Here is a 12,064-nt window from a genome sequence, read left to right as displayed (position 1 = left end):
TCGGGTGCCCCCGAATTCTGGTGTCTGACACATTCGCGGGTGGTCCGGTCATACTCGAGGGGGCGTTCTCCGGGAACGCTCAATATGAGTGTGGGAAGAGGTGACGGCCGCCGTGGAGGCGCAAGAGTCGGGGACACGCCGTATCGGGCTGGTCGAGGACCATGAATCGGTGGTGCTGGGGTTGTCGGCCATGCTGGCCCCGGAAGCCGATCTGGAATTGGTGATCACCGCGGGAACCGTCGCGGAACTGCTGGCGGCCGGGCCGGAACTGGATCTGGTGGTGCTGGATCTGCGGCTCGCCGACGGCTCCTCGCCCGATGACAATGTGCGCGCGCTGCGCGAGCGGGGGATCGAGGTGCTGGTGTTCACCGGGGCGGACAATCCGTTCCTGGTGCGATCGGCCGCCCGGGCGGGCGTGCTGGGTGTGGTGCGCAAGTCCGAGGACGCGGCGACCGTGGTCGCCGCGGTGCGCCGGGCCGCGCATGGCGAACAGGTGGTCACCACCGACTGGGCCGCGGCCATCGACGGCGACCCGCAATTGCAGGACGTCGGGTTGAGCCCGCGTCAGCAGCAGGTGCTGCAGCTGTACGCCTCGGGGGAGAAGGCGTCGCGGGTGGCCCGCATGACCGGGCTGTCCGAGCAGACCGTCAACGACTATCTGGGCCGCATCCGGCAGAAGTACGCCGACGCCGGACGCCCGGCCCCGACCAAGACCGACCTCTACAAGCGGGCCGTCGAGGACGGGTGGCTGCCTGTTCCGGAGCGGAGTCCGCGGGCATGACCGCCACGAGCGCCCTCGACTCGACGGCCGCTCCCCGGTCCATGCCCTCGCTCGCGGCGCTCACCCGGCGGGTGCGTGCCCGTGTGAAGGCGACCGAGGATCCGGCTACCGCCGCCTATGACCGCATCATGCGTCGGCTCGGCATCTCCATCGGCATCGCGGGCGCCATCATCGGCGGCGGCGAACTGCCGGAGGTCGCCGAACAGGGCCGCTACGCGTCGGTGTGGTGGTCGGTGGCCGCGATGGCGCTCGTGTTCGGCTGGTATCCGATCATCGGCGTGGTGTCGGCGGTATCGGGGACCAAGGCCATCAAGTTCGTGTGTGGTTGCGCCGCGGTCAGTTTCCTCGGCGCGCTCGCCACCATCCCGCTCGGGTTCGCCCCGCACACCGTCGACGCCACCAATATCTGGCCGTATCGGGTGACCGCGCTCGCGGTGAGCGCGGGCGTGCTGGCCTGGTCGGGCCGGACAACGCTGGTCTATCTGCTGGCCGCGTCCGCGTCGGCGGCGCTGGCCACCGTGTACACGGTCGGCGAGGTGACCCCGCAGCACATCATCGAGAACTTCCTGCGCTCGGCGGGATTGGCCGCCCTGTTCCTGTGGTGCGGTACCGCCGCCGTGGGCGCTGCGGCCCGCGTCGACCGCGAATCCGCCATCGCCAGCCGCCGCGCCGCCGCCCAGGCCGCCGCCCAGGCGCGCGACCGGGAACGCTCGCGCTTCGCCGCGCTCATCCACGACGCCGTGCTCTCAACGCTTTTGGAGGCTTCGCGCGCCGGCGCCGAATCCGATGTGGTGCGGCGGCAGGCCGAGCGCACCCTGGAACAACTCGACGAATACCGTGGCGCGGAACGCGATCCGGACCTGCTCGACGCCCGTTCGGCGCTGCTGTTCCTGCGCGCCGCGGTGCAGGAGATCAATCCGAGCATCCGCTTCGCCACCCGCACCTGGCCCGGCTTCGACGACCTGCGCATGCCGGTGCATTCGGCCAGCACCATCGCCGCCGCGCTCACCGAGGCCGTGCGCAACAGCCTGCGCCACGCCGCGGTCCCGGGGCGCGAGGTGCGGCGCACCGTGACCGCCACCGTCAGCGCGGGCAGCATCCGGATCGTGTTCAGCGACAACGGGGCCGGATTCGACCTGGCCGCCGTGTCCGCCGATCGGCTCGGCATCTCCATGAGCATCCTGGGTCGCATGCGCCAGCTGGCGGGCGGCTCGGCGTTCGTGGAATCCCAGCCCGGCGAGGGCACCACCGTGACCTTGGTGTGGGGTGGCGATGGCTCGCGCTGACGGCATCGACCTGGACCCCCGTTTCGGGCTGCGCGATCTGCTCGGGCTGCGGGGCAGTACCGCGTGGTGGTTCCTGCTCATCCTGGAAGCCGTCATCGCGCTGTACATGGCCCGCAATTTCGGGCAGGCCCCGCTGTGGGCGGCGCTGGCCGCACTGGTGCTGATGCTCAGCGCGGGCGCGCTGGTCACCGCGATCCCGGTCGACCCGCTGCCGATTCCGGTCGCCCTGTACGGGGCCGCCGCGCCGCCGATCGCGACCGCCCTGACCGTTATGACCCCGGTGCGCGATCTGCCGCACGAGTCGGTGTGGTCGGCATTCGCCTCGTCCTACGTGCTCGGAGTCCTGGTGCTGCGCGGGCGGGCTCGCACCGCGTGGGCGGGTGTCATCGCCGTGGCCGCGGTCCTGGTCACTCTCGGCTTGGGCGGTTCGCACCTGGATCCGGGCACTCTGATCGGTTCCATGGTCCCGGTCGGCACGATCACCGCCATCTCGGTCTTCACCGCCATCATGCGCCCCATGCAGCGCTCGCTGCGCATCCTGCGCGAGGACGCCCTCATGCGCGCCACCGCCGAGGCCACCATGGCCGCCGCCGACAGCGAACGCACCCGCCAGCTCGCCCGCCTGGACCGCGTGGCCCGCCCGATCCTCGAGCGCATCGCCGACGGCGCGCAGCTCACCGCCGCCGAACGCGAGGAATGCCGCCTGCTCGAGGCCGAACTCCGCGACGGCCTGCGCGCACCCCAACTGGTCACCGACGAACTCAGCGGCGCCGCCCGCGGCGCCCGCGGCCGCGGCGTCGAAGTGATCCTCCTCGACGACGGCGGCTTCGCCGGAGTCCCCGAATGGGTCCGCCGCCGCGTGATCGATGCCGCCACCAAGGAATTGGACGCGACCAACGCGGGCCGGGTGACTATCCGAGTCCTGCCCCTGGGCCGCCCGGTCCTGGCCACCGTCCTCGCCACCGCCCCCACCCAGGACCGCCGAACCGAGATCGACCAGGACGGCCGAGTCACCACCATGACCGACTAGGTACGAGAACCGTTGTATCGAGCGGGGGCGGTCCCTGCTCGTCACCGCTGCCTGCTGTCCACATTCCCTGTCAGGGTCGCCAACAGCGCGGGCAGTTCCGCCACGGTTCGCTCCGGCAGTCCGGCCACGGTCTCCTCGGCCAGATCCCGCCACAGCCGCTTCACCTTCTCGGTCAGCTCCCGCCCCCTCTCGGTGAGTTCGACGACACTGGCCCGCTTGTCATTCGGCGCGGGCGCCCGCCGAACATGTCCGGACGCTTCGAGTTTCTTCGTCATCAACGTGACACTGGGCGGCTCACACCCGAGCGCGCCACTCAACTGCGCCTGAATCATCGGCCCACTCCGAGCGAGCTCGAGCAACAGCGCCTCCTGCCCGGTATGCAGCCCCAGCGGCGCCAATAGCGCTGCGGCTCTTGCTCGGTGGCGCAGGGTCAGCAGGCGTATGGCCTGGTTGATGGCATCGGCTTGCTCGAAGTCCACGGGTCTCCTTGACAGGATAGTTATCCGCATAACATTATGCGGATAACTAATTCTAGCAATCCTGGAGTCGCCATGCTCGTGAAGGTCGCCGTCATCTACTACAGCGCGACAGGAACCGTCCACGCCCTCGCGCAGGCCGTCGCGGCGGGAGCCGAAGCGAACGGAGCCGAGGTGCGCCTGCGCCGCGTCGCCGAACTCGCACCCGCCGCGGCGATCGATCAGAACCCGCTGTGGCGCAAGCACGCCGATGCGACGCGATCGGTCCCCGAGGCCTCGCTCGAGGACCTGGCGTGGGCGGACGCGCTCGCGTTCGGGACGCCGACGCGGTTCGGCGCACCGGCCGCACAGCTCAAACAGTTCATCGACCAGACCGGCGGCCTGTGGCGCGAGGGCGCGCTGGCCGACAAACCGATCACGGCCTTCACCTCGGCCTTCAACCGGCACGGCGGCAGCGAGGCGACGATTCTGTCCCTGGCCAACGTGTTCTACCACTGGGGTGCGCTCATCGTGCCGCCCGGATTCACCGATCCGGCGGTCTCCGCGGCGGGCGGAAATCCCTACGGCACTTCGTATGTCACCGGACCGGACGGTAACGGGCCCGACGAGGCCGCGCTGGAGGCCGCCGCCTACCAGGGGACGCGATTGGCCCGGATCGCGGCGCGGCTGCACACCGGCGTCCTGGTGGGTCGGGAATGAACGCCTTCGCCGACACCAGTGCCGACACATCAAGGGATGGAACGCATTCCGGGCGCGCGCGGTTGATCCTGGCGCTGGTCTGCGCCTGCCAGTTCATGGTCATCCTGGACTCGTCCATCGTGAATGTCGCGCTGCCCTCCGTGCAGCGGGATCTCGGATTCAGCGCCACAGGCGTGGCCTGGGTGGTCAACGGCTATCTGCTCGCCTTCGCCGGGTTCATGCTGCTCGGCGGTCGCGCCGCGGACCTGTTCGGTCAGCGGCGGATGCTGATCATCGGGCTGACGGTGTTCTCCGCGGCGAGTCTGATCGGCGGCGTCTCCACCGCGGCGGAGCTGCTGGTGGCGGCCCGGTTCGCGCAGGGGATCGGGGCGGCGCTGCTGGCGCCCGCGACGCTGGCGGTGATCAACACCGAATTCACCGAGACCCGCACGCGTGCACGGGCATTCGGGGCGTGGTCGGCGGCGGGCGGGATCGGCGGAATGGCCGGTGCGCTGGCGGGCGGGGCCATCACCACCGGGCTGTCGTGGCGGTGGGTCTTCCTCATCAACGTGCCGATCGGTGTGGCCTTGACCGGACTGGCCCTGCTGTCGTTGACCGATGGACGCCGTGGCCACCGAGAATCTTTGGACCTCCTCGGCGCGGTCACCGGGACCGCCGGGCTCGCGGCCGTCATCTTCGGTGTCATGGGCAGCACCGATCACGGCTGGCTGTCGGGTATGGTCGCCGGTCCGGTCGCCCTGGGCGTCCTGTTGCTGATTGTCTTCCTCACGGTGGAAGCGCGTTTCGCCGCCCGGCCACTGGTGCCGCTGCGGTTGTTCCGGATTCGGCCGGTCGCCGTCGGCAACACCCTGCTGCTGTTGTTCGGCGCGATCGGCATCGCCATGTGGTACTTCACCTCGCTGTTGCTTCAGAACGTGTGGGGCTACAGCGCATTACGCACCGGGCTCGGACAGGCTCCCGCCGCGGTGACGTTCCTGGTGTTCGCGCGAGTGTCCGCCACCCTGCTCCCGCGAACCGGCGCCCGCCCGCAGATCCTGGCCGGAAGCGCCTGCCTCCTGGTCGGATTCGCCTGGCTGACCCGCGCCGGTGCCGGCAGCGGCTATCTCCTCGGCGTCCTCGGCCCGACGCTGCTCATCGCCGTCGGCATCGGCCTGACGTTCCCGACTCTCATGGCCGTGGCCACTTCGGACGCGCCGGACGGTGATGCGGGGATCGTCGGCGGCTTGGCGGGCACTGCCAATCAGGTCGGCGGGGCGATCGGCTTGGCGGTATTCGCGACGATCGCGGGCTCGGCGGCGGCCTACGGCCGGGTCTTCGTCGTGGCAGCCGGAATCGCGGTGGCGATCGCGGTGATCGCCACCGCGCTCATGAAAGCATCCGAATCGGAAAGGGTTTCCTGAATGTCCGCGAGAACCTCCGTCATCGGAGTCCTGGTCTCATGCTCGGCCCTGCTGCTCGCGGGCTGCGATGACGCGACGGTGGTCGACCGGCCATCGCCGAGCGTCACCGTCACCACGGCGAACGCGACCGTCGGCGCCGCGACCCCGAGCCTCACGGCCCCGGCCGGCCCCGATGTCGAAACCGCCTCGAAGGCTCCGACCCCGCTCCCGGAGTCGACCCCACCCGCCCTCTGGAATCCGTGCGGCCTGTCGGATGCCGCGATCTCGGCCGCGGGCCTGAACACCGCTTCCAAGACGAAGCTCGACAACCCCGGTGTGCCCGATTCACGGAGCTGCCGGTGGCAGAACAACGCGAGAACGGTGGAGCTGACCATCGTGTCGAGCCCCGACACGCTGGCGGATCTCCAGGCCGGTGGCAAGTACGTGCAGTTCACCCCGGTGACGCTGGGCGGCAGGCAGGCGGTCGCGTACCGCGCGGCCCAGGACACCCATCACCTGGGCTGTTATGTCACCACCTTCACCGGTGACGGCAGCGTCGCCTTCGTCGCCAAGACGCTGCGGGTGCAGCAGGACGGCTTCGACTCGTGCGCCGACGCGCGCACGTTCGGTGCGGCGCTGGCGGGCCAGTTGCCCTGACGGGATCAGGACTCGTCCCAGCGGCCGCCCTTCCTCATCTGATCGCGGAGGGCGGACTGGACGGTGGAGGACAGCCAGGAGTTGAGGGACACGCCGCTCTGGGCGGCGGCTTCCTCGGCGCGGGACTTGAGCTGTTCGACCAGGCGGAGGGTGACGCGGCTGATGTCGCCGGTGACCTCCTCGAAGGTGGGGTGCTCGTCGGTGGCTGCGGTCTTGCGCACGTCGACGTGGGCGTCGGTACCGTCGACGGAGACGTGGACGGTCCGGTCGGGGAGGGTGGCGCTCACCTCGGCGGCCAGCTCGGAGAGGGCGGACAGCAGGATGAGGCGGGCGGAGTTCTCGGTGGCGGCGGCCAGGGCGGCGGCGGTGGCCTGGGTTTTCTCGTCGCCGAGGGCCGCGGCGGCGATGAGGTTCTCGCGGAGTTGGGCGGTGTACTTGTTCAGATCCATGACACCAGTGTGACGTCATGGGTGGTGTCATTCAAGGAAACTTCTGACGCCAGAAACGGGCGCTCGAGTCGAATCGCCAACCTGCCGGGCGCGGTTCGGGTATAACGATGCAAAACCCGTTCCAGCGACGCTGTAGCCTTCTGACTATGACGAACGGTGAATCGACGCGAACCGAGCTGCGCGCGTCCGGCACAGTAGGTGTCGCGATGGTGACCCCCTTTACCGCCGAAGGCAAGCTCGACGTCGATGCCGGTGTCGCGCTGGCCGCCCGTCTGATCGACGGCGGCGTCGATCTGCTCGCGATCTCCGGAACCACCGGCGAGTCGCCCACCACCACCGAGTCCGAGAAGTTCGACCTGCTGCGTGCCGTCGTGGACGCCGTCGGTGATCGCGCCACCGTCATCGCGGGCGCCGGCACCTACGACACCGCACACAGCATCGAGCTCGCCCGCAACGCCCAGCGTGCGGGCGCCCATGGTTTGCTGGTCGTCACCCCGTACTACTCGCGCCCCAGCCAGGACGGGCTGTTCGCGCACTTCTCCGCCGTCGCGGACTCGACCGACCTGCCGGTCACCCTCTACGACATTCCGCCGCGCTCGGTGGTCCCCATCGCGACCGACACCATTCGCCGTCTCGCCGAGCACCCGAACATCGTCGCCGTCAAGGACGCCAAGGGCGATCTGGGCGCGGGCGCGGAACTGATCGCCGAGACCGGGCTGGCGTTCTACTCCGGTGACGACGTGCTCAACCTGCCGTGGCTCTCGATCGGCGCGACCGGATTCATCAGTGTCATCGGCCATCTCGTGCCGGACCGCCTGCGCGCCCTGATCGACGCCTACCAGGCCGGGGACGTCGCCCGGGCGCGTGAGATCAATGTCAGCATGGCCCCGCTGAACCGCGCCATGGCGCGCCTGGGCGGTGTCGCCATGACGAAGGGCGCGCTGCGCCTGCTCGGAGTCGAGACCGGAGAACCACGCTTGCCACAACTCATGCCGAACGGCGACCAGCTCGACGAGCTCGCCGTGGACCTGCGTGCCGCGGGGGTGATTGCGTGACCAGCCCCGCTCGCCGCCCCCGTCGCAGTGCCAGTCGCGCCGCCGGCGCCCCGGCTCCCGCTCCCGCGCAGCCCCCTGCCGCCGAGAAGCCCGCTGCCACCGAGAAGCCCGCTGCCGCCGAGAAGCCCGCTGCCGCGCCCGAAACCGTGAGTTCGGCTGCCGCGCAGCCGGAACCGGCGCAGGCCGCCCCGGCCCGCGCGGAAGCCGAGCCCGCCCGCGAGCGCGCGGTTCGCGGCCGCTCCTCGGACCGCGGCAAGGCCCAGTCCAGACCGGCCGACGAGGCCCCCCGTTCCCGTCAGGACGAATCCCGTTCGCGCCAGGACGATTCCCGCAACCGTGGCGACCGCAACCGCCGCGGCGGTGGCCGTTCCCGGCAGGGCGGCCGCGATCAGGCTCCGGCCCCGCGCGATCCGCACGCCATGGGCACCCCGCCGAAGGCGCCAAAGGGCGGCCTGCGGGTGTTCGCGCTCGGCGGTATCGGTGAGATCGGCCGCAACATGACCGTTTTCGAGTACGACGGCAAGCTGCTGATCGTCGACTGCGGTGTGTTGTTCCCCGAGGACCAGCAGCCCGGCGTCGACCTGATCCTGCCCGACTTCGGTCCCATCGAGGACCGCATGGACGACATCGCCGCGGTGATCCTGACCCACGGTCACGAGGACCACATCGGCGCGGTGCCGTTCCTGCTGCGCCTGCGCCGCGACATCCCGGTGATCGGCGCCAAGTTCACCCTCGCGCTGGTGGCGGCCAAGTGCCGCGAGCATCGCTTGCAGCCCAACCTGACCGAGGTCACCGAGGGCGAGCGCACCCAGCATGGCGCGTTCGAGTGCGAGTACTTCGCGGTCAATCACTCGATCCCCGACGCGATCGCGGTGGCGATCCGCACGCCCGCGGGCATCGCGCTGCACACCGGCGACATCAAGCTGGATCAGCTGCCGCTCGACGGCCGTCTCACCGACCTGGCCGGTTTCTCCCGCCTGGGCGACGAGGGCGTGGACCTGTTCCTGGTCGACTCCACCAATGCCGAGGTGCCGGGCTTCGTGACGCCCGAGCGCGAGATCGGCCCGGTGCTCGACAATGTGATCGGTAAGGCCAAGGGCCGGGTCATCGTGGCCTCCTTCGCCTCTCACGTACACCGCATCCAGCAGGTGGTGGACGTGGCGCAGCGCTACGACCGCCGGGTCTGCTTCGTGGGCCGGTCCATGGTCCGCAATATGCAGATCGCCCAGGACCTGGGCTACCTGGAGATCCCGGACAACCTGGTGGTGGATCTGGATCAGGCCGCCAACCTGCCGGTGCACAAGCTGGTGCTGATCTCGACCGGTTCGCAGGGTGAGCCGTTGTCGGCGCTGTCGCGCATGGCGCGCGGCGACCACCGTCAGATCAATATCCGCGCCGACGATCTGGTGGTGCTGGCCTCCTCGCTGATCCCCGGCAACGAGAACGCGGTCTTCGCGGTGGTGAACGGCCTGGCCCGCCTGGGCGCGACGGTCGTCACCCAGCAGAACGCGAAAGTCCATGTCTCCGGCCACGCTTCGGCGGGCGAGCTGCTGTACCTGTACAACGCGGTCCGTCCGACCAACGCCATGCCCGTGCACGGCGAGTGGCGGCACCTGCGCGCCAACGGCGCCCTCGCGGTGGCGACCGGCGTCCCCGAGGAGCGGGTCATCCTGGCCGAGAACGGCGTCGTGGTCGACCTGGTCGACGGCATCGCCACGATCTCCGGCCGGGTCCCCGTCGGCCAGGTCTACGTCGACGGCCTCTCGGTCGGCGACGTCGGCGAGTCCACCCTCTCGGACCGCCTGGTCCTGGGTGAGGGCGGCTTCATCTCCATCAATGTCGCCGTCGACTCCGCCACCGGCAAGGCCGTCAGCACCCCCGAGGTCAGCGGCCGCGGCTTCTCCGACGACCCCGAGGCCCTCTCCGGCGCCCAGGAACTCGTCGAGAACGAACTGCACCGCCTGGCCGTCGAGGGCGTCACCGACACCCACCGCATCGCCCAGTCCGTCCGCCGCGTCGTCGGCCGCTGGGTCGCCGAGAAGTACCGCCGCCGCCCCATGATCGTCCCCACGGTCATCGGCGTCTGACCCCAAAGGTCCAGCAGCGCAACAGAAATCGCCCCGACAGCAAGAAGCTGTCGGGGCGATTGCATTCTGCCGCCGAACGATCCGCCCGGAACGGCGACCAGCCGCGCCGCTGGCGTGAGGTCCGCCGCTGGCGTGAGGCCTGCCGCCGGCGGAGGCCCGCCGCAGGCGAACTTGCCTGCCGCAGGCGGCAATCCCGCCGCAGGCGATTACCCCTGCCGGAGGCAGTACCCCGCCTGGGGCGGGAACCACAAGAGTTTCTACTTATCCTGGCAGGCGGCCGAGTCGAGCTTGGCGGCCTTGACGATGCTGCAGGCGTAGTTGTGGTCGATCTTCCAGTCGGTGCCGTCGGCGACGAAGGAGACGGTCGCGTTCTGGACCGGCTTGCCGTCGATGGTGACGTCGGCGTCGGCCTTGAGCTTGCCCTCGGCCGGGTCGCCCACGTTGGTGATCTTGATCTTGACGTTGTTGGCCTTGGCGGCGTCGACCAGCTTCTGGGCGAGCTGCGGGTCCAGCCCGGCGTTCTCGATCCAGTCGGTCTTGGTCTTGGAGTCGATCGAGGGGTCGAACGCCTTGGTGACCTTGTCGTTCAGGTCCGCGACCGAGGGCTTGGGCAGGTCGGCCACGGTGGTGGGGGCCGGAGCCGCGCCGGTGACCTTGGCGTCGCCGCCGTCGGTGCTGCCGTCGAACTTGCCGGCGGGGGCGGCCGAGGTGGTGGCGGCGGCCTTGGTGGTGTCATCGGACTTGCTGCAGGCCACCAGGCCGAAGGCCGAGGTGGCCAGCATCAGCGCGGCGGTCGCGCGGAAAACGGTGTGCTTCAACGAAATTCTCCCCGTGATTTCAGAGCTGGTAACCGGTGGTGCAGTTCCAGTGAATGATGGTGGCGCCGGCGGAGTTCCGGTTGAGCGCCTGGTTCTTGGCGGCGATCCGCGAGGACGCGGCGCCGAAGGTGTAGTAGCCGTCGCGCGAGGAGTAGGCGACCGCGCCGCAGCCGTTCGAGAAGCGCGCGACGATCTTGCAGTCGTCGTAGGTGCACGAGCTCATGGCGGCGTTCTGCGCCGCGGGGCTGTCTGAATAGTCGTAGGAGTAGCCGATACGACCGGTCGACACCGACAGCGCGATGGCGCCGTAGTTGTAGTCCTGGTAGGCGTTGGCCGGAGCGGCGGTCCCAGCGAGCAGGGAACCGACGGCCGCGACCATCACGGCTGCGCCGCTGACGATCTTCTTCAAGGTGTTGCCCTTCTTGTGCTTTCGGGTCCACGACCCTATGGACCGAGGGATCAAGTTACCGATCCGGAAGTGTTGACGCCAACCGGCATCTGTGGTTTGTGCGGCGGCAGCGCGTTGCGGGCCGCCTCCGGCTGTGTTGTCACATCCGGTGCCAGATCATGATCAGCGGCGGCGCTTATGGGAGACCGTGTGGTTTCCTTAACGCCCCGGTGCGAACCCGGACAACCCGGACTAGGGTCCCCCTTATGAATATGGCCCAACGTGAGCGCCAGGCCCTGGTTCAGGCGATGGCCGAAGCCGGTCCCGACGCGCCGACCCTGTGCGGGGAGTGGACGGCCCGGGATCTGGCCGCGCACTTGGTCGTTCGTGAGCGTCGTCCGGACGCCGCTCCCGGCATCCTGCTCAAGCCGTTCGCCCCGTATCTGGACAGCGTGCAGCGCAAGGTCACGCAGCGCCCGTTCACGCAGCTGCTCGACGAGGTGCGCTCCGGCCCGCCGTTCTACCTGCGCCCGGTCGACGCGTTGATGAACACCACCGAGATGTTCGTCCACCACGAGGACGTCCGCCGCGGCGCGCCCGGCTGGGAGCCCCGCACCCTGTCCGCGGCCGACGAGGACCGGCTGTGGAAGGTGCTGACGGGCCTGGCCCGCATGGCCTATCGCAAGTCGCCGATCACCATCGCGCTGGCCACGCCGGACGGCCGTCGCACGGTGGCGCGGCAGGCCGGGGATCGCACGGTCGTGCTGGCCGGTCCGCCCTCGGAGCTGCTGCTGCACGCTTTCGGGCGCAACGCGGTCCGTCTGGAGGCGACCGGCGCGCCGGAGGATGTCGAGTTGGTGCACGCGCTCGATCGCAGCGTCTGATCTGCCCCGAGGGGTGGTTGGCACCCCGCTGACCCGGTCGTTTCCCGCCTGATCGCGGCGTCGACGGCGGTTTTT

13 protein-coding genes are annotated in these 12,064 nt (G+C 69.8%); 9 read left to right on the top strand and 4 right to left on the bottom strand.

From position 1 onward, the window contains the following. The first annotated feature begins 112 nt into the window (after nucleotides 1-112). From ABZ412_RS15275 to ABZ412_RS15265, 3 genes are read left to right on the top strand one after another with little or no spacing between them, the layout of a single operon-like run. Nucleotides 113-781: a response regulator transcription factor gene (locus tag ABZ412_RS15275; RefSeq protein ID WP_357097276.1), complete on the top strand. Its 669-nt coding sequence runs from the start codon at nucleotides 113-115 to the stop codon at nucleotides 779-781. Beyond that, nucleotides 778-2,067, top strand: a complete 1,290-nt coding sequence (locus tag ABZ412_RS15270; protein WP_357281013.1) for an ATP-binding protein — start codon at nucleotides 778-780, stop codon at nucleotides 2,065-2,067. The genes ABZ412_RS15275 and ABZ412_RS15270 overlap by 4 nt, the downstream gene beginning before the upstream one ends. Further along, complete coding sequence (locus tag ABZ412_RS15265) at nucleotides 2,054-3,097, top strand: hypothetical protein (RefSeq protein WP_357281010.1); 1,044 nt, start codon at nucleotides 2,054-2,056, stop codon at nucleotides 3,095-3,097. The genes ABZ412_RS15270 and ABZ412_RS15265 overlap by 14 nt, the downstream gene beginning before the upstream one ends. Before the next feature lie 41 nt (nucleotides 3,098-3,138). Here the strand turns inward: ABZ412_RS15265 and ABZ412_RS15260 are convergent, their stop codons facing one another. Further along, nucleotides 3,139-3,576 (bottom strand): MarR family transcriptional regulator, encoded by a 438-nt coding sequence (locus ABZ412_RS15260; protein ID WP_357281008.1) that lies wholly within the window; start codon nucleotides 3,574-3,576, stop codon nucleotides 3,139-3,141. 72 nt (nucleotides 3,577-3,648) lie between these two features. Here ABZ412_RS15260 and wrbA point away from each other — a divergent pair, with 72 nt between their 5' ends. Genes wrbA through ABZ412_RS15245 form a run of 3 tightly spaced genes read left to right on the top strand, consistent with a single transcriptional unit; the run spans nucleotide 3,649 to nucleotide 6,308 of the window. Further along, nucleotides 3,649-4,272, top strand: coding sequence for an NAD(P)H:quinone oxidoreductase (gene wrbA, locus ABZ412_RS15255; protein WP_357281006.1), 624 nt, complete (start codon nucleotides 3,649-3,651; stop codon nucleotides 4,270-4,272). Continuing rightward, a complete protein-coding gene (locus ABZ412_RS15250; RefSeq protein ID WP_357281003.1) occupies nucleotides 4,269-5,672 on the top strand; it encodes an MFS transporter in 1,404 nt (467 codons plus the stop codon). The genes wrbA and ABZ412_RS15250 overlap by 4 nt, the downstream gene beginning before the upstream one ends. After that, nucleotides 5,673-6,308, top strand: coding sequence for a DUF3558 domain-containing protein (locus tag ABZ412_RS15245; protein WP_357281001.1), 636 nt, complete (start codon nucleotides 5,673-5,675; stop codon nucleotides 6,306-6,308). A gap of 5 nt (nucleotides 6,309-6,313) precedes the next feature. On the opposite strand, the gene ABZ412_RS15240 is transcribed toward ABZ412_RS15245, so the two are convergent. Further along, entirely contained in the window at nucleotides 6,314-6,757 is a 444-nt protein-coding gene (locus tag ABZ412_RS15240) for a toxin-antitoxin system HicB family antitoxin (RefSeq protein WP_357280999.1), read from the bottom strand. Nucleotides 6,758-6,903: 146 nt separating this feature from the next. Here ABZ412_RS15240 and dapA point away from each other — a divergent pair, with 146 nt between their 5' ends. Together dapA and ABZ412_RS15230 are read left to right on the top strand one after the other, a co-directional pair. Then, nucleotides 6,904-7,812: a 4-hydroxy-tetrahydrodipicolinate synthase gene (dapA, locus tag ABZ412_RS15235; protein WP_357280997.1), complete on the top strand. Its 909-nt coding sequence runs from the start codon at nucleotides 6,904-6,906 to the stop codon at nucleotides 7,810-7,812. Then, nucleotides 7,809-9,899 carry a ribonuclease J gene (locus ABZ412_RS15230; protein WP_357280994.1) on the top strand — a complete coding sequence of 697 codons (2,091 nt, stop codon included), beginning with the start codon at nucleotides 7,809-7,811 and terminating at the stop codon, nucleotides 9,897-9,899. Before dapA ends, ABZ412_RS15230 begins: the two co-directional genes overlap by 4 nt. Before the next feature lie 257 nt (nucleotides 9,900-10,156). Here the strand turns inward: ABZ412_RS15230 and ABZ412_RS15225 are convergent, their stop codons facing one another. Together ABZ412_RS15225 and ABZ412_RS15220 are read right to left on the bottom strand one after the other, a co-directional pair. Then, the gene (locus tag ABZ412_RS15225; RefSeq protein WP_357097261.1) at nucleotides 10,157-10,717 is read right to left on the bottom strand and encodes a hypothetical protein; all 561 of its coding nucleotides are present in this window, start codon (nucleotides 10,715-10,717) and stop codon (nucleotides 10,157-10,159) included. Nucleotides 10,718-10,736: 19 nt separating this feature from the next. After that, nucleotides 10,737-11,126 carry a DUF4189 domain-containing protein gene (locus ABZ412_RS15220; protein ID WP_357280991.1) on the bottom strand — a complete coding sequence of 130 codons (390 nt, stop codon included), beginning with the start codon at nucleotides 11,124-11,126 and terminating at the stop codon, nucleotides 10,737-10,739. 245 nt (nucleotides 11,127-11,371) lie between these two features. Between ABZ412_RS15220 and ABZ412_RS15215 the strand changes: the two genes are divergently transcribed. Beyond that, entirely contained in the window at nucleotides 11,372-11,989 is a 618-nt protein-coding gene (locus ABZ412_RS15215; protein ID WP_357280989.1) for a TIGR03085 family metal-binding protein, read from the top strand. The last annotated feature ends 75 nt before the right edge of the window (nucleotides 11,990-12,064 follow it).

It is taken from the genome of Nocardia sp. NPDC005746 (genome assembly GCF_040630785.1).
Taxonomy (GTDB): Bacteria; Actinomycetota; Actinomycetes; order Mycobacteriales; family Mycobacteriaceae; genus Nocardia.
Note: the sequence above shows the minus strand (reverse complement) of the source record. Positions and strands in the feature narration are given on the sequence as shown.

Coding starts and splice junctions, on each gene's coding strand:
- ABZ412_RS15270 (WP_357281013.1), top strand. CDS start 778: ATGACCGCCACGAGCGCCCTCGACTCGACGGCCGCTCCCCGGTCCATG.
- ABZ412_RS15265 (WP_357281010.1), top strand. CDS start 2,054: ATGGCTCGCGCTGACGGCATCGACCTGGACCCCCGTTTCGGGCTGCGC.
- wrbA (WP_357281006.1), top strand. CDS start 3,649: ATGCTCGTGAAGGTCGCCGTCATCTACTACAGCGCGACAGGAACCGTC.
- ABZ412_RS15250 (WP_357281003.1), top strand. CDS start 4,269: ATGAACGCCTTCGCCGACACCAGTGCCGACACATCAAGGGATGGAACG.
- ABZ412_RS15245 (WP_357281001.1), top strand. CDS start 5,673: ATGTCCGCGAGAACCTCCGTCATCGGAGTCCTGGTCTCATGCTCGGCC.
- ABZ412_RS15240 (WP_357280999.1), bottom strand. CDS start 6,757: ATGGATCTGAACAAGTACACCGCCCAACTCCGCGAGAACCTCATCGCC.
- dapA (WP_357280997.1), top strand. CDS start 6,904: ATGACGAACGGTGAATCGACGCGAACCGAGCTGCGCGCGTCCGGCACA.
- ABZ412_RS15215 (WP_357280989.1), top strand. CDS start 11,372: ATGAATATGGCCCAACGTGAGCGCCAGGCCCTGGTTCAGGCGATGGCC.